Raw genomic sequence first — 18,870 nt, forward strand, 5'->3', positions numbered from 1 at the left:
TGTTATGGAAATATCGGAGCTTTATACTATTTATAAACAACATCCTCTTATTACCACCGACTCGCGCAACTGCCCGAAGGATTCCATCTTTTTTGCTTTGAAAGGAGAGAATTTCAATGGTAACCGGTTTGCGGAAAAAGCGTTGAATGAGGGTTGTGCTTACGCTGTAGTGGATGAATGGGAAGGGATACCGGCCGACAAGCGGATCATTGTGGTTGAGGATGTGTTGAATACGCTGCAAAAACTGGCAAACTATCATCGCAGGAAACTCAAGATTCCCATTATCGCTATCACCGGTACAAACGGAAAAACAACAACAAAGGAGTTGGTTTCTGCCATTCTTTCCAAAGAATTCAATGTTGCTTTTACCCCGGGAAATTTCAATAATCATATTGGCGTACCGTTGACTTTACTTTCTATGACCGAAAATCATGAGATAGGCGTTGTAGAGATGGGAGCAAATCATCCCGGGGAGATAAAGTTGCTGTGCGATATCGCCGAACCCGATTTCGGATTGATTACCAATATCGGGAAAGCCCATATCGAGGGATTTGGCTCATTTGAAAACATAAAGAAGACTAAGGGGGAACTCTATGATTTTATCCGCGAGCATGGAGGTAAAGTGTTTGTGAACAGCGATGATGCTCTGTTGTGCGAAATGTCTTCCGGAATGGATCGTATACTTTATGGGAGGAATAATTCCGAACTTTTTGTTTCCGGTAAACTGTATTCGGCCCACCCTTTTTTGGAATTCGATTGGAACTTTTTTGAGCATACCTATCATGTGAAAACACAACTGGTAGGTGCATTCAATTTCGACAATGCATTGGCGGCGGTTGCTGTTGGCAAATATTTCGGCATTAATGCCGAATATATTAGTAAAGCACTCGAAGAGTATGTTCCCAAGAACAATCGTTCGCAGTTTGAACGGACGCAAAAAAACGATCTGATCATTGATGCCTATAATGCTAATCCAACCAGTATGAGGGCAGCGTTGGATTTTTTTGTAAAAATCCCTTCTGCATTACCGAAAGCCGTAATCATTGGGGAAATGAAGGAATTGGGCGATATTACCAAGGAAGAGCATGCCGACCTGTTGAGATTTATTGTCGAGCAGTCGTTTTCCAAAGTATACCTGGTCGGTGAAGCTTTTAACGAATCGGATTCCCCTTTCCCCGTTTTCAATACAGTGGAAGAATTGATTGACGAATTGGGAAAACATCCTCTCGAAGGCCATTATGTCTTGCTCAAAGGATCGCATGCCGTACACCTTGAAAAAGCAATTCCGTATTTATAGAAATGGCACAGCATTTTTTCCTAATCAGATTATTGATAGAGGCTTCCGTTTCGGAACACTTTTTATCACGTCCCACCAATTGTTGTACCTGAATGATTTGCAGTTAAATATTCGTAATTCAGCTGTTTTGGTTATATTAGTTAGACAAATATTAGATGTTGGTTGGAGACTCTTTCGGAAAAACATCCCAACTTTGTTGTGTTGTTCATCATAATAATGAGGCAGGGCATTTTATATATTTTCGTATTGGGGATTGCGTTTCTTCTTGTTGCCTGTCATAAACAGGGAAACGATAGAATGCATGCAAGACTGACTAGATGGAATGTTTTGTTGGATGAATGCCCCGAAACGATTATCGACAGTCTGGAATTAATAAATCCCAAAGTACTCGATGCGAGGAATCGGACATATTACGGTTTATTGAAAACAATTGCAGAGGATAAATCTTTTGCCGATTTTACCTCCGATTCGCTGATTGCAACTACTGTCAGATATTATGATCACCACGAATCCGGAAGCGAAAACCATATCCGATCACTTGTATATCGGGGTATCGTTTGTATGCGCTTGGGAGTAACTGACAGTACGGTTTATGTTCCGCTGATACATGCCAAGGAATTGTTCGATAAATCGAAAGACCAAAATCCTTCAATCGGCTACCTGCTTTATTATTATTTGGGAAGCCTTCATTACCAGAACGGCAATCATGAGTTGGCCCGGAAATATTACTACAGAGCACTCGATTATGCCAAAAAGGAAAATTCGCAAAGACATATTTTTGATGCGTATTCCGAATTGTTTTGGAATGAAATGACGCAAGATCGATATGAAACCGGAGAATTATATTTGGATACGTTGCTCCATTTCAAAAACCGTGTTCCCGACATCGACTTTACTATATTGAACATGCAATCGGTATATTACGATACTCAGGGAGAACACGAGAAGTCCCTGCAGTGTGAAAAAGACATGATTGATTTGCTGCCGTTACAAAAAGGAAAAGTAGATAATTTTCGAACCTATTATTCTCTGTCCGATAGATATAAAAGCGGGAACAAACTCGATAGTGCAATGTATTACGGTTTGCAGGCCATTGCATCCATATCCGACTCCGGCTACCGTCTCAATTATCTTTTGTATAAAAATGTTGCCGATATTGCCGCCGCACAAGAAAATTACAGATCGGCCGATTCCCTTCGGCAAAAGATGTTTGAGGCTTACGAACATTCGGTGGACGAGCAAACAAATACAAAAATTCTGGAACTGGAAAAACGTTACGATTTAGCCAAAGTCGAAACCAAAGCCTTGAAAGCACAAAACAATGTTACGTTGCTCTCGGCTTTGTTGTTTGTCCTTGTTTTATTTATAACAGGATTGATCCTATTTTTTCGCAAGCGCCAAACGATGGCAGTATTGCGAAACGCGAAATTGCAAATAGAAACAAAAATGGCCGAAACCGAAGCCTTGTTGTTGCGAAAACAAACCGATCAGCAAAAAAATGTATTGGACATTTATGGCGCTTTCCTGAAACAATATGCCGATCAACAATATCAGTTGAAAACATTCGAAATGAAAATCAGAGGCGATAGAAATCTTAAACTGGCAGATGAATATCACGAAATATTGAAGCAGGGCCAAGAACAGTTTAACACCCTTTCGAACGAACTGTTTTCTTCTCAGATATTCGAAGATATTTTGGATGTACATCAAGGATTGGAACTGCTAAGCGAAACCGATCGTCTTCTCCTCATCATGCTTGCCATGAAAACCGATACTGTGCAGATAGCTTCATTGCTGCATACGACGCCTGCTAACCTCAAGTCCAAAAAATCATACCTGAAAAAGAAAATTATGGAAAATAAGTCTTCTTTCGATCATTTCGACAACCTGATATCGCTTTTCAAGTAGCTTTTTCGGCGCTTTTCGAGGTAAGAATCGATTTGGTTACTTATGCATATATTCAGTGTTTTAAGGCTTAAAAACAGGTAAGAATTGTTCCGGGGTATTGACACGCATCGGGAATTCCTTTTACTTTGTTTGTGAAAAACAAGTTAAAAGGAATGTCATGGGTGGAGATTACAGGACGAGGTTATCTAAATTTTGGAGATAATACCGTTATGGGCGATACCTATATTAATGGTTCCCAAAATTTAAATCCAAACTATCAAACAGGTTACTATCGAGTATATATTGTTCCCATGAAACGATAAGACAAAATGTTTATGGAATATATGATCATTCAACCATTATAGTTGTGAAGTTGATGCAAGGTGAAATGTTGATTCGCATTACTAACAAATATATTTATTCATGGATCTGAATTCCTGAAATTACTATAGGAATAAGGAACACTAAAAATTAAAATTATGAAAACTAAATTTTTTACAGTGCTGGCATTAACTTGCATACTACTGTCCTCTTGTAATAATGAACTGGAGGAAAAACAGATCGCGATACCCGATGAGGGACAAACTATTGTAGCACAATCTGGGGGTGTTCTTTCGTTTGATAACGAAGCGGCTTTTTGGGAAGCTGTTGAAAAGGTAAGAAATAACGAAACTTCTGTCGCTCTTTTGACACGTTCAAAGTCACCGATTACAAACGGAGATGGATTTTGGGAAAGTCTTAGTGGTTTATTAAAGAAGGCAGTAGTCCCTTACGGTTTCAAATATGGAAGTCAATATATAACTGATTATTGGAATAATCTATAAAAACACGCTGTTGTAACATGAAAAAAAATCTTTTTAGCATAATTATTTTATTTACTCTTGTTTTTTCTAACACTTTCTCTCAAGAAATGAATAAAATAGGAGTTCATTTAGAACTGGAATACTCTACTGAAATTACTAAAAAAGGAGATAACGTGGGCGGATTCAGTTTTTTTGTAACCCCATCCTATAAAATAGGAGAAAATGCCACTGTGGGCATCGGCACAGGTGCAAAATTATTTAAATCCCTTGAATTAATCAATGACGTTGGTTCTATTGAATATAGAGATAAAAAACTTGTGTCAATCCCTCTTTACGTCAATACAACGTATAAATTCAAAGTAAACAAAACGACGCCATTTGTTGAATGTAAGCTAGGGTACTCATTTTTGAATAGAGATTACTCTTGGAAATCATCCAGACTTTTCCCTGAACATCAAGGAGTAGTGGATGTACAGAGTAATTTGAAAGGGGGATTTTTTTTCTCCCCATCAATGGGTGTTCTCTTACCTACAAATAATAGACAATATTTCTCTGTGTCTTTAGCGTACTGCTTAGAAAGATTTTCAGGTAAAGCGAAATTTATTCAGGTAGATAAAGTTGTAAAGAGTTCAGCCAGTCACCATTTAGCAGCTTTAAGAGTTGGATATATATTCTAAAATAGTTTCTCTCTTTTTCAGTGTATAATAAAAAACTGCAAAATTGTAATATTCTAATAGTGTTGTTCGAGAAATTCGGACAACACTATTTGGTATGTCGGGCATATATTACTACCGGCAACATGCAAATTCTTGTACACGCCGAGTTAGAAGGAAGTGTTAATGAATGGCAAGGGTGTTGCGGGCGACTGCAAATCTGAAAGAAGCCATAAGTAAAGACAGCGTATTGACGCACAGAAACCTGCTTTACAACCACCAGATGCAATTATATCAAGTAAACCGTTTTGACAGTCGCGAGATTGAGTTGACCATCTGCTACAATTTTAATACGGCAAAAAGCAAATACAAGGGAATAAATGCCGGCGATGATGAAATCAAGAGATTCTAGACAGATCATTACCAATTACCCATATCTTCACTCAAATTTTACGTTTAGTACCACTATTTCCGATTGGGTGCCGATGCGGTGTTGCGACCCGGCAAGTCCGAGTCCCGACGTAACGAATACGTGAGTGCTCCCTTTCTTTTTATATCCGTGAGAGACTTCAAAAATGAGATCGGTAATCAAATTGCCGGGAAACGATTGGCCGCGGTGTGTATGTCCGTACAAAGCGATATCTGCACCGGCACAGATTTCTTCATTTAGGTCCCTGGGATTGTGTCTTAATACAATTATGGGGAGTGCTGTGTTTACCTGCTGTTCCAGAAGAATCTGTTTTAATGGTTTACGCTGAGGTGCCTTGTAATCTTCCCTTCCGACAATGTAAAATGCGCTGTCGATGAGCACGGCCGAATCTCTCAATATCGTGATACCCGCCACATTGTTGAGCCATGCCATTTTTTCTTCTGCTTCGTACCGATACTCATGATTTCCCGGGCATGAATATACTCCCAATGGCGCATGCAGTTGGCGCAATTCTTCCTCCATATGTTGTTGAAGGATGGGTGCGATTTCAGCATCGATGATATCGCCAACGAAAAGAATAAGGTCGGGATGCTGAGCCATGATCAAATCGACATATTTTTTTGCGTATTTTTTGTCGATCAAATATCCGAGATGAACATCACCTACCATTACGATATGCAACGAGTCAATATTTCTTGCACTTTTGTTCACGGCAATGTTTACTTCTTCCACCATCGGATGGTTGAAGTTGTAATTTCCCCACCCAAGCATTGCCGCAACCAGCAGCAAAATTAATATAAAGGTGCGCGCTTTATATTTATTTTCCTTTTCGGGGAGATACCGATCAGGGGGTATTTTCTTTTTTCTGAGGTAAAAAATCAAGTCGGAAATCCATACCAATGGGATGATGTAAAAAAGGAAGAGCATCCAGGTGGTACCCATTGTGCGGGTAAAATGCACAAAGGCATAAGGAAGTTGGTTCCGGAAGATTAAACCGGCAACATACAGGATAAATTCAACACCGAATACTGCAATGAAGAGGATACGCCATTTTCCCCGATTGGCCAGCGTTTTCCATCCTCTCCAAAAAGCATAAATATTTAAAGTAAGATAGATGATTAATACATTGATGAATACCTTCATGCTTTATACTATCTTTCTATATTGAAAGAAACATTTTTAACTTGCAAAATGTTTTGCACACGTTGGATTTTATCGAGAAACCGATCATTTTCATAAGGAGAGGAAAAAACTCACCCACAAGGGAACGGAAAAATCGATAATCATCCCATGAAAAAGAGCTACGACTACATAGTCCGTTCCCGAATATTTTGTGATGATAGGCAAGGTGGTATCCATTGTGGTAGCACCGCCGGCGCAAATCGGTGCCAATTTGCCGAAATACTTCACCATCCACGGGGCAAACACAAGCACAAAGAATTCGCGAATAATATTGGCCAACAGGGCAACCGTCCCCAATTCAGCTCCGCGATATTCCGAAATGAGGATGCTCGACAGCGAATAGTATGCGAAGCCCGATCCTACGCAAAGGCAATCGGTGAGCGAGCGGTGGGGCAGAAGATAGCTCACCGATATGACGGCAGCAAATGTTCCGATGGTAGTGGCTGCGGGAACCAGTACGATTTTAAAACCAAGCGATTTAACCACGGAAAAGAGATGTTTGCTCGATCCGATTTGGATTCCTACGAAAAACAAAAGAAGGTATAGTATGCCTTTTGCCATATCGTCCGGGAGAAACAATTCGGGTACCCATCCCACAAGGGCAAGCACGATGCCCAAAGCAAAGACAAGCAAATAAATCAGGGAATCCCTCATGATTCTTTATTTTTTTCGGAAGAATTTTCGATACACCCAAGCTGCACAGAGTACACTTCCCAGCGTTGATGCTGTAGCGATCATAAAAGCGTCCAGTCCGATGAAGCGAAAATTAGTGATCACTTGTTCGTTTGTCCCGACGGATAAACCCAGGGAAAACAGCAGCAACGCGATAAGGATTCCGATGATTTTCCCGGTGTATCGTATAGCAGGAACGTTTCGGACAAGATACCCTATGGCTATGCCGGACACTATCGCAAGAATAATAGGGAGCATAGCTTCACAGCCTCTTTATGATTTGGATCAGTTCGTCGCCAATCCCGATTTTATACCCTTGTGAAACGTAAACAACCCTGCCAAATGTGTCGGCTATAACTACGATAGGTAGATTGTTAGCCGATGCCAAATTCAAGTTCTTTACCAGTTGATTGGTAATGCTGCCGTCTTTATCGATGCCGAAAGTAAGGGTTGTAGGCAATTCCGCAAAATCGGCTTTATCGAACCGCTTCCATTGGTCTTCGTTCGGAAATAAAAGAATAATGCTCCTGTTCCAGCTTTCGAAATCGGCTCTCAGTCGTGCAAGGTCTCGCAGAAAATGGGTAGAAGGTTCTTGACCGTAACCCAGAATCCCCACGATGAAATACCCTCGGCCGGTAGTAGCAAGAATCGATTGTGGTTTGGATTTGTTTTCCGGAAAAAACAAGGCTTCGGGATCCATTTCGCCGATAACCTGGATATCTTGATCGTCTTTGCGTAAAATCAAATCCACGGGTGTGGTTTTTCCTTCTTTAATGTTGAAAGTTGTAATGCGTGCAAGAACTTTTCCGCTTGCCATGCGTGTCCCGGTGATAAGCATGTAGTAGCCTTCTTCAATGGCCACAGGTCGTTGAAAAAAGCTTTGCAAGCTTACGGTCGATTCTGCGCCTTCCGTATTGCGGAAATTCAGGCGGTGCATACTGCCACCTGCAATTTTGGCGATAGTGAAATGGGTATCGTACAGCGGATTTTTCAATGCTTGAGAGGGAGTGTAGTTGAGCTGCAAAAAGCCTTTTGGAGCAGCAGTCTTTGCTTCGCCGGCATCAAAATTCACCTCGTGCCACTGTTTATTGTGGTGATATTGAAGTGCTCCGGTAATTTCTTCCAGTCGGGCGGGAATATCTAAACTACGGCAAACGGCAACGAAAAAGATATTTTTCGATCTTGAGTCGGCCATGCCGAGTTCCATGACACCTATCGGCGAAATGGGGATGTATTGGGGATTGAATTCGTCGGCAGTTTTTATCCGGTTTACCCATTCCACCAGCGATGCGGGGTCTGCGGCGGCTTTTTCTTTTATTTCTGCAGGGATATGTTGTTGCAGCCATCCCCGGTAGGGAGTAATCAATTCGTTATCGATACGGGGATTCAAAACATAACGATAAAAGATATCTGAATTTTCCGGAGTCACGTTATCGAGGTGATCTTTCAGCACCGAAGCAGGGGTGTCGCGAAGATCTTTTTCGGCAATCACCTCCAGAAGTTTCAATGCTATAGCTACATTGCCGTTTTTCGACGCATCGGTCAGAAAGGTTTGGATTTCGCGCCAATTACCGCGGCTTTTTGTCAGGAATGTTGCCGTTAACGTGGTGTCAGCATCGATTTGTTTGGCAAAAGCTACGGCATCGTCATGCGAAATAAAAGTGGCAATATAGGCATTGCGGATGGAATCTTCACGGGCAAGGCGTTTGTTGTTGGCTTCGATTGCTTCTTGCGAAACGTTGTTTTCCGGTTTTACCTCGGGAGGAGGAACAATATCGAACTCTTGTACAAATTCGTCTCCTTCCTTGAATTGCAAAGCAATGGTGTAAAGGTCTTGTTTCCCTGCCGATACGATTTCTAATGCCATTTTCCCGTCTTTGTATGCCCAAACCGACAAGTCGCCCAAGCCGGTAGAAATGGAAGCTTCGCCGTTTTCGTTGGTTTGCGTGGAGAGAACCGGATAAAATTCGGCATAGTTATAAATACCAAATTCCACATGAGCATCGGCAACCGGCGTTCCATCAGAATCCACCACTCGAATAGTGGTTTTGGCTGTATCCACATAGTTTGAAGTGACGTTTATTTCAGCGTAAGCGTGGGTTTGTTGCATAATATCTTCGGGACCTGTATATCGGCCGAATACTTTGGTGTGTAAAAGAAGGGCACGTTTTACCGGAGCATCAAACCATCCCATATCGAGAACGGGGGCGGGTTCGCATGCTCCCAGATAATACCATTTGCCGTCGGCCCATGCTTCTACCCAAGCATGGTTGTTGTCGGTGTGTGCCCATCGGGGAGTGTAAACCTGGCGGGCAGGAATTCCAACAGCGCGAAGTGCAGCCACAGTAAACGTAGATTCTTCGCCGCAACGGCCATATGCCGTGCGTACTGTTGACAAAGGCGAACTTGTACGTGCATCGGTAGGTTGGTAGGTCACTTTTTCGTGACACCAGTGATTCACCTCGAGAATGGCATCATACATGGGAAGATTGCGAACCCGCTCTTTCAATTCCTTGTAAAAGACCATGCGTGACGAGTCCATATTTTCGTTGTTAACCCGGATGGGTAGTACGAAATGACGAAACACATCTTCCGGAATGTCTTTTCCCCAAGGCATTTCTTCCTGCACCTTGAATGATTGACGAATATTATTCAGATAAAATTCGGGGGAATAGTCGGCGATGTCGCTCAAGGGCATGTAAGCATAGAAAAATTTCATTGCCTCCCGTTCGCGAAGCGAATACTTTTTATCGGAGAAATCGGGGAAAATACCGGCGTTGCCGATGGCCTCCATTTTTTCGGAGAGGTCTTTTTCGACCCTTTGCCGATAATCGGCATCCGAAATGAAATGCGGTTGGTTGTTATTGCAGCCCGCCATCATAAGAGAAAAGACAATAAATATAGCCAGTCTATTTTTTGTCATGATTTACATTTTAATGTGGTTCTTAAAACACAAATTTACATGATAATTTTCAATTTATGAACAGACAATGAAAATCGAATGCTATTTTATGCTTTATAATCCATGATTTCATGTGAAAAATAATCAAAACGTCAATGTCAATACTAAGATTTTGTAATAATCATCTATTTCAATTGGTTTATGAATTATCGGCTCTGTTATTTTGATTATTTTTGGCCGTGATTTAACGAAGGAATAAACCCACTAACTCTTACTTTTATGAAACGATTACTTTTCTTTTTGTTGTGTTGTTTTACATCAATTACGTTGTTTGCTCAAACTTCAGTTTCTTCTTCCGGTGCAGCGAAAGAACAAGTTACGGTGAGAGGACAATTGGCGGGTCCCGATGAAGACGACCCACTTCCTTACGCCACTATATCCATCTCAAAGGAAGGTGCTTCAGAAAAAGTCGTTAAAAAATTGGCCGCCGACGAGAAGGGAAATTTTTCGGTTTCTCTTCCGGCGGGGAAATACGTGTTTACTTTTCAGTTTGTGGGCATGAATCCGTTGAAAAAGTATGTGGACGTATCTGCTCGTATGCCAGCTGATTTGGGCAAGATAGTTCTCTCGGAAAGTTCTACACAGCTCGATGAGGTCAGTGTTGTTGCCCAACGTCCTTTGGTAAAGGTTGAGATCGATAAACTTACATACAGTGCCAAAGACGACCCTGAGGCATCAACATCCAGTGTGCTCGATTTGCTGAGAAAAGTGCCGATGGTGACGGTTGATGGAGAAGATAAAATTCAGTTGAAAGGATCGACCAATTTTAAGATTTATCTCAACGGCAAACCGTCGAACATGATTACGAACAATCCTTCGCAGGTACTCAAGAGCATGCCTGCAAACAGTATAAAAGACATCGAAGTAATTACCGATCCGGGTGCAAAATACGATGCAGAGGGAGTGGGAGGCATCATCAATATTATCACCGACAAGCGAGTAGACGACGGTTACTCCGGCTCGGTGGGAGCCAATGGCGATACGTATGGCGGATATGGTGGCAATACCTATCTGGCCTTAAAGTACGGGAAATTCGGATTTACCGGCAATGCCAGTTATTATCATCACAGCAGACCGGAATCGGAATCGAACTACATACGGGAAGATTTTACACCGAACCCTGAAAATGTACTTACTCAGGATGGCACCAATAAAAGCGATGGCGGTGGTTTGTTTTTCAGCGGCGCATTGAGTTATGAGCCCGATACGTTGAATTTGTTCAATTTATCGGTATCGCGTTTCGGAGGGGATTTCTCTTCCACCGGTTTGCAAAATGCACTGTCAAAAGGGGCTCAAAATTACAGTTATCTTGCTCATTCATTTTCTAAACAGAAATATGGAGGAGTTGAATTATCAGCCGATTATCAGCGGAATTTCAAAAAGAAGGGAGAGATGTTGACGCTTTCGTATCGTTTTCAACAAAACCCGAATGACGGCGAATACGAAAATCTGTTTACGAATGTAACCGGAGATTATTTCTATCCTGAAGGTTATCGTCGAAAGAGTATAAACGATGCCGGTGGAAAGGAGCATACCGGACAAATTGACTATGTGAATCCCCTTACGAATCAACATAGTGTTGAAACGGGGTTGAAATATATTTTCAGACAAAATACGAGTGAGAGTGATAATACGTATTTTGATGTTGAGGACAATACGTGGAAAGTGGATTTGTCGCGTAAGAATGATCTCGATCATGATCAGCATATTGTTTCGGGGTATGCCGGGTATAGCTTTAAAACCGGAAAAATTGGCGTAAAAACAGGTTTACGGGGTGAATATACCGATCAGGATATTCATTTTATTAGTGCAAAAGATACCACGATTCAAACTCATTTTTTTGATTTGGTCCCCTCGCTTACCTTTTCCTATCAGCTCGGGATGACTCAAACCCTCAGGGTAGGATATAACATGCGCATTTCGCGCCCGGGTATCTGGTACCTCAATCCCTATGTCAACGATCTTAACCCGACAAATATCAGTTACGGAAATCCCAAACTGGATGCGGAACAGAGCCATAGTTTCAATATCAATTTCGGCTCGTTCTCTCAAAAAGTGAACCTCAATGCGTCGCTCAATTATTCTTTTACAAAAAATGCCATTTCATACTATAGTTTCATAAAAGACGGCGTGACCCATAATACGTATGACAATATAGGTAAAAATCAGAATCTCGGCTTGAATCTGTATGGCAGTTGGACTCCCTCGGCAATTATTCGTTTATATGCCAATGCCAATGTAAACTATACCGATATTCGGAGTACGACTGATAATCAATTAAAGAACAATGGCTTTTCCGGTCAAGGATTTGGCGGATTGATGTTAACTTTCCCCAAGGATTTTCGTGTGGGGGCCAATGGCGGTATTTTTTCAGGACGCGTGCAGTTGCAAACTTCCCAGTCGGCATTTTATTTTTACTCGTTTAATGTGATGAAGAGTTTCCTCAACAAAAAACTCGACGTCAACCTTTCTGCAAGCAATCCTTTTGCCGAGTTTGTTGAATTTAGTTCAACAACCAAAGGGGAAGGTTTTATGCAGAAAAGTTCATTTATGCAACCCATGCGTTCCTTTCGTTTGAGTGTAACGTATCGCTTTGGCGATTTGAAAACTTCCATCAAAAAAGTGCAACGGACCATTAGCAACGATGATGTGAAAGCCGGAGAAAGCAATTCTCAGACAGGGACAAGCGGCAGTACCGGCAGCGGAAATTGATGCCGGCACCTTTTTTACGGGGAATTACGCCGAAAATGTGTATTTTTGGAATAAAATTACTCCAAGAGGCATCACAAACATGCGGATAGATATCATTACGGTTTTGCCCGAAATTATCGATGGAGCATTACATTGTTCCATTTTGAAACGAGCTCAGGATAAAGGGTTGGTTGAAATTGTCATACACAATTTGCGCGACTATTCCACCGATAAGCATCGTCGTGTGGACGATTATCCCTTTGGAGGCGAGGCCGGGATGGTTTTGCAGATCGAGCCGATTGATCGAGCAATTTCGCACCTGAAGTCGCAGCGCCACTACGATGAAGTGATTTATACTTCTCCCGATGGCGAACCGTTTACTCAGCGGATGGCAAACGAATTGTCGCTGATGCAGAACATCATTATCCTTTGCGGTCATTACAAAGGCATCGATTATCGGGTGCGTGAGCATTTGATCACACGGGAAATTTCCATCGGCGATTTTGTGCTTACCGGCGGCGAATTGGTTGCGGCCATGATTGCCGATGCCGTGGTGCGGGTTATACCGGGGGTGCTTGGCGATGAACAATCGGCCTTGTCCGATTCGTTTCAGGATCATCTTCTTGCTCCGCCTGTTTACACTCGTCCGGCAGAGTATAAAGGATGGAAAGTGCCCGAAATTCTTCTTTCGGGACACGAACGAAAAATTGCCGAATGGCGTATGGAACAGGCAGTGGAGCGTACCAAGCGGTTGCGCCCCGATCTACTGGAAAAGGGAAACGACGCCGAGAGTGAGAAACAGGGAGTGTAAAAAATTTTAAATCACACTATTTTTCAACAAACTTCCGTATTTTTGCATTTCATTAAATAAACATACAAGATGAAGAGAGATTCGTTGGTTTTCGAGATTATCGAAAAAGAAAAGCAGCGTCAGTTGAGAGGTATCGAACTGATTGCCTCCGAAAATTTTGTAAGCGACCAGGTGATGGAAGCAATGGGGTCGGTGATGACCAATAAATATGCCGAAGGTTATCCCGGCAAAAGATATTACGGCGGTTGCGAGTTTGTGGATATGACGGAGCAACTTGCCATCGATCGGTTAAAAAAATTATTCGATGCCGAATGGGTGAATGTACAACCTCATTCGGGAGCACAAGCCAATATGGCCGTATTTTTGGCCTGTTTGAATCCGGGCGATAAATTCCTCGGATTGAGTCTGTCTCATGGCGGACACCTCTCGCACGGTTCGCCGGTAAATTTTTCCGGCATCCTGTTCCATCCCTTGGAATATACGGTGCGTCAGGAAGATCAACGGGTTGATTACGACGAATTGGAAGCTGTTGCCCGTAAAGAACACCCCAAAATGATCATCGCAGGTGCCTCGGCCTATTCGCGTGAGTGGGATTATGCACGTATCCGAAAGGTTGCCGATGGAATCGGGGCTATTTTTATGGTGGATATGGCTCATCCTGCCGGACTTATCGCTGCGGGATTGCTCGAAAATCCGCTCAAGCACGCACACATCGTAACTTCCACTACGCACAAAACACTTCGTGGCCCTCGTGGCGGTGTGATTTTGATGGGAAAAGATTTTGAGAATCCTTGGGGTATCAAAACACCCAAAGGTCAAGTGAAAATGATGTCTGCCCTTTTGGATTCTGCTGTTTTCCCCGGTACGCAGGGGGGGCCGTTGGAGCATGTGATTGCCGCTAAGGCAGTTGCATTCGGCGAAGCCTTGGAAGATTCCTTCAAAGAATATCAATTGCAGGTGAAAAGGAACGCGGCAGCTATGGCACAAGCCTTCATGGATAAAGGATACAAAGTTGTTTCCGGCGGAACAGATAATCACTGCATGTTGATCGATTTGCGCACGAAGTTCCCCGATCTTACCGGAAGGGTTGCGGAACAGGCGCTGGTATCGGCCGACATCACCACCAATAAGAATATGGTGCCTTATGACGACCGCAGTCCTTTTCAGACTTCGGGATTGCGTTTCGGAACGCCGGCAATTACCACTCGTGGGTTGAAAGAGCCGTTGATGGGCGAGATTGTGGAGTTGATCGATACGGTATTGTCCGATGTTGAGAATAAAAAGACCATTACAGCCGTGCGCAAAAAAGTGAACGACATGATGAGAAAATATCCCCTTTTTGCGTGGTAACATCTTTGGACGATTTTTGTTTTTCATGAATAGTAATGGGGAATCCGTTTTTATGGATTCCTCATTATTTTTGAATATCTTCCTTCATACTCTTTGTTTTGGGCATTTGGGCATTGGGATCAACAACGTTTTTGTTTGCTCAAACAGGTGAGACAGAAAGGAGGGCAATTCTCGATATTCGTTTTAACGAAGTTTTTGTTCGACAAGTGCGTTTTTGCGGGTTTCTTGTTGCTTATTCTTCGCTCTTCCTTCGCTCCTTGTTCGCTCTTCCTTCGCTTCAAGGCAGGGACGGCAACATCGGATTCCGTGATATTTGTGTAAAGCAAACCTGCGTATATGCCGCATGTAGAGCGGGATTCACATGCGGAGGCGGAACAGCCTTTGTGTGAGGATGACGCAAGCCTGATGCAAGCATGGAGCGGAGATGGTACGGACTTGGTACGGAGAAGGTGCAGCGATGATTTTTATCGTGTATCAATAAAATCTCACCTTTTTTATCTAAGTTTGTTACTTAAATCATCGATTATTCTATCTTTATTCGAATGTCAACGATACTTCAAACCGATATAAAATTTGTTCCGGGTGTCGGTCCCAAACGTGCCGAGATCCTCAACAAGGAGATCGATGTGTTTACCATAGAAGACCTGCTGCGATGGTATCCCTATCGTTATATTGACCGGAGTCGGTTGTATTATATTCACGAGATTGATGGTTCGATGCCTTATATTCAGCTCAAAGGCCGGATAACGGCGTTCGAGTCATTCGGCGAAGGGCGGAAGAGACGGTTGGTTGCTCATTTTACCGACGGAACGGGATTCGTCGATTTGGTATGGTTTCAAGGAATCCGATATATCGAGAACAAATATAAACCGAATACCGAATATATCGTTTTTGGTCGGCCTACGCTTTTCAATAATCGGTGGAATATTGCCCATCCCGAGATTGATCCGTATATAAATGAAGCGGATCGCCCCGTCGGATTGGTGGCCATGTATAATACCACCGAAAAAATGAAGTCGCACTATCTTAACTCTCGGGCGATGCAGAAAATTATCGAGAGTGCGTTCGGCATGATCCGGGAAAGGTTGCCCGATTCGCTTTCGTCCGATGTGGTACAGGCTGCACATCTTATCCCTTTTCATGATGCCATTGAAAACATTCATTTCCCGAAGAATCCCCTTTTGCTGCGCGATGCGGAGTATCGGTTAAAGTTCGAGGAATTGTTTTACATTCAACTGAGTATCGTTAGGTATGCGGCCGATCGAAAATCCAAATTAAACGGCTTTGTCTTTAAACGGGTAGGCAAGAACCTGAATACTTTTTACAAAAAATACCTACCTTTTGAGCTGACAAATGCCCAGAAAAGGGTCATTAAGGAAATCCGTCGGGATATGGGTTCCGGAAAACAAATGAACCGTCTTTTGCAGGGAGATGTAGGAAGCGGGAAGACGCTGGTTGCGCTCATGAGTATGTTGATTGCGATCGATAACGGGTTTCAGACCTGCCTCATGGCACCGACCGAGATTCTTGCCTCTCAACATTTTGCCACGTTTAGCGAATTGCTGGCGGACATGGATGTAAACGTGGCGCTGCTCACCGGTTCGACGAAGAAAAAGGAACGAGAGTCGATTTTGGAGGAGCTGCAAACGGGCAAAATCGATATTCTCATCGGTACTCATGCGTTGATTGAGGATGTGGTGCAGTTTCAGAATCTCGGGTTTGTGGTGATTGACGAACAACATCGTTTCGGTGTGGTGCAACGCGCCAAGTTGTGGAAGAAAAACGATCACCCACCCCATGTACTCGTAATGACAGCAACACCCATTCCGCGCACGCTCGCCATGACGGTTTACGGCGATCTCGACGTGTCGGTGATCGATGAGTTGCCGCCGGGCCGCAAACCTGTCAAAACGATTCATCGCTACGATACGAAACGCGGAGCGTTGCATGCTTTTCTTCGCGATCAGATTCATGCCGGACGGCAGGTATATGTGGTTTTTCCGTTGATTGAAGAAAACGAGAATCTCGATTTGCGCAGCTTGGAAGAAGGTTATCAGCATATCAAAGAGTCGTTCCCAGAATTTACGGTTTGCAAGATGCACGGCCGTATGAAACCTGCCGAAAAAGATGAAGTGATGCGTCGTTTTTTGGCAAACGAAGTGCAAATACTCGTATCTACAACAGTGATCGAGGTTGGCGTGAATGTTCCCAATGCTTCGGTCATGGTGATCGAAAGTGCCCAGCGTTTCGGGTTGGCACAGCTGCATCAGTTGCGTGGAAGGGTAGGGCGTGGTGCCGACCAATCGTATTGTATCCTGATTACACCTTACGAATTGTCGGCCGATACGCGCAAACGCATCGAAATCATGACGGAAACCAACGATGGGTTCCTGATTGCCGAAGCCGATTTGAAGCTTCGGGGTCCCGGCGATTTGGAGGGCACACAGCAGAGCGGCATTCCTTTCAACCTTAAAATTTCGGATATCGTGCGCGATAGCGATATTTTGTTTCGTGCGCGCGAAATTGCCGAAGAAATCATTGCAAATGATCCCAATTTGGAACAATCCGAACATTTGGTATTAAGACAACAGCTGAATCGGTTGTCGGGCAATCGGTACGACTGGGGCAGGATCAGTTGAATCTCTCTCTTATTTCTTCAGGAGCTGTTTGTCGGCCCATTTGATATATTGTTCCCAATCGAAATCGGTTACATCGTGTTCGCCGGTTCGAATATGATATGCCACGGTATTGTGAATTGGTTGGTTAACAGGCGGCATCTCTTGTGAGGGTATTCCGTCTTTTCCAAAAAGTTCATAAACCGGAGTGGCAAAATAAGCAGCCAGAAATTCTCCTCGTGGGTCGGCCCAGAGATCCTTTTCGGCACTGGCCACGTAAACGGGACGTGGCGCAATAAGGGCAATCAGCTCATGTTGATCAACGGGAAGCGCCACCTCGTTATCGTTGTATTTTCTGAAGTTTTTGCAAAACCAATGAGGGAAAGCAGCGTTGATGCGTGCTATTGTTTCTCCAAAACGTCTTTTTGAAAGCGCTGCTCCGCCACATCCCGAGTTATTGGAAATGACAGCGGAAAAACGTTCATCTTGTGCCCCTGCCCAAAGTGCTGTTTTTCCTAATCGCGAATGTCCAAAAACGATTACTTTTGATGCATCTACATCGTTGTCCTGTTCAAAATAATCCATTGCACGACTCAATCCCCACGCCCATGCCGAGATAGAACCCCATTCGTCGGATGCCGGACATTGTTGGCCTTCAATATAGCAAAATGGATGTATTCCGTCTGAAAAATCGTCTCTGTCGGGATCAACCTCGCAATAAAAAATCGTAGCCAGCCCATAACCGGAATCAATGATTTTTTCAACCGGCCACCGATTGGCGCGAACTCCCCGTGAATCTTCGGTCAACCGATGATTGTCTATTCCCAACGATTTGTCGTTTCGTGTCCATGCATCGGATATCAAAATATTCGTATCGTTGGTAATCGTATGATTGCCATAAAAATTATATCCTAAAAATACGGGTGCTTTTTCTGCTTCGTTGGGTAAATACATTAAGATATTGAAGCGCAGGGTATGATTGTCTTTTTTAAAGATAAGATCAACTTGTTTGCGGCAGGCTTTGCCATCAAGGGCATTACCACTTTGTTCTACTACTTTCCATTGGTAAATGGGAATTTTGCACGGCACTTTTCCATACACGTTTTCAGAAAAAAATGTGAGCAATTCGGGTCTGCGTTCCTCGATCCATTCGCTCGATTTTTTTATTTTTTTACCCGAGAATGTTGTTAACGGATCGGGTAAATCGAATTTAGGAACGTTGTTTTCATCGTAGTTGGGATCTTTTTGGGGAACAATTTGTCCAAAAATGGTGAGGCATATTGCCAACACTGCCAATGTGAGAATAATAAATCGAGTTGTCATAATGTATGAATCATATGATTTTGCTTTTCGAACACGAAAAGTAGTATTTTCAGATAGATTTTCAAAGTTTTTGCCATTTTCTGCATGGATAAATTCAATGAAAAAGAAGGGGAAATCCAATTTTTTCGTTAACGAAAAAATATGGAAATTCCCCTGTCTTCCTTTTATAGTCGGATTTTTATGAAATAAAAATC

At 43.0% G+C, this 18,870-nt stretch carries 16 protein-coding genes; 11 read left to right on the forward strand and 5 right to left on the reverse strand.

What is annotated here, in order from left to right; translation table 11 throughout:
- Positions 1 to 4: 4 nt before the first annotated feature.
- From OLM34_RS09390 to OLM34_RS09415, 6 genes are all read left to right on the forward strand, one after another.
- Entirely contained in the window at positions 5 to 1,297 is a 1,293-nt protein-coding gene (locus OLM34_RS09390; RefSeq protein WP_264406868.1) for a UDP-N-acetylmuramoyl-tripeptide--D-alanyl-D-alanine ligase, read from the forward strand.
- Between the two features lie 216 nt (positions 1,298 to 1,513).
- Positions 1,514 to 3,205, forward strand: coding sequence for a hypothetical protein (locus tag OLM34_RS09395; protein ID WP_264406869.1), 1,692 nt, complete (start codon positions 1,514 to 1,516; stop codon positions 3,203 to 3,205).
- A 152-nt stretch (positions 3,206 to 3,357) separates the two neighbouring features.
- Entirely contained in the window at positions 3,358 to 3,507 is a 150-nt protein-coding gene (locus tag OLM34_RS09400) for a hypothetical protein (protein ID WP_264406870.1), read from the forward strand.
- A gap of 156 nt (positions 3,508 to 3,663) precedes the next feature.
- Positions 3,664 to 4,008: a hypothetical protein gene (locus OLM34_RS09405; protein ID WP_264406871.1), complete on the forward strand. Its 345-nt coding sequence runs from the start codon at positions 3,664 to 3,666 to the stop codon at positions 4,006 to 4,008.
- 17 nt (positions 4,009 to 4,025) lie between these two features.
- Entirely contained in the window at positions 4,026 to 4,664 is a 639-nt protein-coding gene (locus OLM34_RS09410; RefSeq protein WP_264406873.1) for a hypothetical protein, read from the forward strand.
- Positions 4,665 to 4,830: 166 nt separating this feature from the next.
- Entirely contained in the window at positions 4,831 to 5,052 is a 222-nt protein-coding gene (locus OLM34_RS09415) for a hypothetical protein (RefSeq protein WP_264406875.1), read from the forward strand.
- Positions 5,053 to 5,079: 27 nt separating this feature from the next.
- Here the strand turns inward: OLM34_RS09415 and OLM34_RS09420 are convergent, their stop codons facing one another.
- The 4 genes from OLM34_RS09420 to OLM34_RS09435 form a co-directional block, all read right to left on the reverse strand.
- Positions 5,080 to 6,213, reverse strand: coding sequence for a metallophosphoesterase (locus OLM34_RS09420; protein WP_264406876.1), 1,134 nt, complete (start codon positions 6,211 to 6,213; stop codon positions 5,080 to 5,082).
- A gap of 90 nt (positions 6,214 to 6,303) precedes the next feature.
- Positions 6,304 to 6,906, reverse strand: coding sequence for a LysO family transporter (locus OLM34_RS09425; protein WP_264406878.1), 603 nt, complete (start codon positions 6,904 to 6,906; stop codon positions 6,304 to 6,306).
- Between the two features lie 6 nt (positions 6,907 to 6,912).
- Positions 6,913 to 7,182 carry a lysine exporter LysO family protein gene (locus OLM34_RS09430; protein ID WP_264406880.1) on the reverse strand — a complete coding sequence of 90 codons (270 nt, stop codon included), beginning with the start codon at positions 7,180 to 7,182 and terminating at the stop codon, positions 6,913 to 6,915.
- 4 nt (positions 7,183 to 7,186) lie between these two features.
- Positions 7,187 to 9,847: a transglutaminase domain-containing protein gene (locus OLM34_RS09435; RefSeq protein WP_264406882.1), complete on the reverse strand. Its 2,661-nt coding sequence runs from the start codon at positions 9,845 to 9,847 to the stop codon at positions 7,187 to 7,189.
- A 258-nt stretch (positions 9,848 to 10,105) separates the two neighbouring features.
- Here OLM34_RS09435 and OLM34_RS09440 point away from each other — a divergent pair, with 258 nt between their 5' ends.
- The 5 genes from OLM34_RS09440 (at position 10,106) to recG (ending at position 17,377) form a co-directional block, all read left to right on the forward strand.
- Positions 10,106 to 12,598: a TonB-dependent receptor gene (locus OLM34_RS09440; RefSeq protein WP_264406884.1), complete on the forward strand. Its 2,493-nt coding sequence runs from the start codon at positions 10,106 to 10,108 to the stop codon at positions 12,596 to 12,598.
- A 79-nt stretch (positions 12,599 to 12,677) separates the two neighbouring features.
- Positions 12,678 to 13,388 carry a tRNA (guanosine(37)-N1)-methyltransferase TrmD gene (gene trmD / locus OLM34_RS09445; protein ID WP_264406920.1) on the forward strand — a complete coding sequence of 237 codons (711 nt, stop codon included), beginning with the start codon at positions 12,678 to 12,680 and terminating at the stop codon, positions 13,386 to 13,388.
- Positions 13,389 to 13,457: 69 nt separating this feature from the next.
- Positions 13,458 to 14,738, forward strand: a complete 1,281-nt coding sequence (gene glyA / locus OLM34_RS09450) for a serine hydroxymethyltransferase (RefSeq protein ID WP_264406885.1) — start codon at positions 13,458 to 13,460, stop codon at positions 14,736 to 14,738.
- A 98-nt stretch (positions 14,739 to 14,836) separates the two neighbouring features.
- Positions 14,837 to 15,127 (forward strand): hypothetical protein, encoded by a 291-nt coding sequence (locus OLM34_RS09455; RefSeq protein ID WP_264406886.1) that lies wholly within the window; start codon positions 14,837 to 14,839, stop codon positions 15,125 to 15,127.
- 153 nt (positions 15,128 to 15,280) lie between these two features.
- Positions 15,281 to 17,377 (forward strand): ATP-dependent DNA helicase RecG, encoded by a 2,097-nt coding sequence (gene recG, locus OLM34_RS09460; protein WP_264406887.1) that lies wholly within the window; start codon positions 15,281 to 15,283, stop codon positions 17,375 to 17,377.
- Positions 17,378 to 17,386: 9 nt separating this feature from the next.
- Here recG and OLM34_RS09465 read toward each other — a convergent pair whose 3' ends face one another.
- A complete protein-coding gene (locus OLM34_RS09465) occupies positions 17,387 to 18,676 on the reverse strand; it encodes a glucuronyl esterase domain-containing protein (protein ID WP_264406889.1) in 1,290 nt (429 codons plus the stop codon).
- Between the last annotated feature and the right edge of the window lie 194 nt (positions 18,677 to 18,870).

Source organism: Anaerorudis cellulosivorans, from assembly GCF_025943985.1.
GTDB lineage: Bacteria > Bacteroidota > Bacteroidia > Bacteroidales > Dysgonomonadaceae > Anaerorudis > Anaerorudis cellulosivorans.

What these genes read in the sequence shown, in the direction of transcription:
- recG (WP_264406887.1), top strand. Translation starts at nt 15,281, where the DNA reads ATGTCAACGATACTTCAAACCGATATAAAATTTGTTCCGGGTGTCGGT.
- OLM34_RS09440 (WP_264406884.1), top strand. Translation starts at nt 10,106, where the DNA reads ATGAAACGATTACTTTTCTTTTTGTTGTGTTGTTTTACATCAATTACG.
- OLM34_RS09435 (WP_264406882.1), bottom strand. Translation starts at nt 9,847, where the DNA reads ATGACAAAAAATAGACTGGCTATATTTATTGTCTTTTCTCTTATGATG.
- OLM34_RS09400 (WP_264406870.1), top strand. Translation starts at nt 3,358, where the DNA reads ATGTCATGGGTGGAGATTACAGGACGAGGTTATCTAAATTTTGGAGAT.
- OLM34_RS09395 (WP_264406869.1), top strand. Translation starts at nt 1,514, where the DNA reads ATGAGGCAGGGCATTTTATATATTTTCGTATTGGGGATTGCGTTTCTT.
- OLM34_RS09425 (WP_264406878.1), bottom strand. Translation starts at nt 6,906, where the DNA reads ATGAGGGATTCCCTGATTTATTTGCTTGTCTTTGCTTTGGGCATCGTG.
- OLM34_RS09405 (WP_264406871.1), top strand. Translation starts at nt 3,664, where the DNA reads ATGAAAACTAAATTTTTTACAGTGCTGGCATTAACTTGCATACTACTG.
- OLM34_RS09415 (WP_264406875.1), top strand. Translation starts at nt 4,831, where the DNA reads ATGGCAAGGGTGTTGCGGGCGACTGCAAATCTGAAAGAAGCCATAAGT.
- OLM34_RS09465 (WP_264406889.1), bottom strand. Translation starts at nt 18,676, where the DNA reads ATGACAACTCGATTTATTATTCTCACATTGGCAGTGTTGGCAATATGC.
- trmD (WP_264406920.1), top strand. Translation starts at nt 12,678, where the DNA reads ATGCGGATAGATATCATTACGGTTTTGCCCGAAATTATCGATGGAGCA.
- OLM34_RS09410 (WP_264406873.1), top strand. Translation starts at nt 4,026, where the DNA reads ATGAAAAAAAATCTTTTTAGCATAATTATTTTATTTACTCTTGTTTTT.
- OLM34_RS09390 (WP_264406868.1), top strand. Translation starts at nt 5, where the DNA reads ATGGAAATATCGGAGCTTTATACTATTTATAAACAACATCCTCTTATT.
- OLM34_RS09420 (WP_264406876.1), bottom strand. Translation starts at nt 6,213, where the DNA reads ATGAAGGTATTCATCAATGTATTAATCATCTATCTTACTTTAAATATT.
- OLM34_RS09430 (WP_264406880.1), bottom strand. Translation starts at nt 7,182, where the DNA reads ATGCTCCCTATTATTCTTGCGATAGTGTCCGGCATAGCCATAGGGTAT.
- glyA (WP_264406885.1), top strand. Translation starts at nt 13,458, where the DNA reads ATGAAGAGAGATTCGTTGGTTTTCGAGATTATCGAAAAAGAAAAGCAG.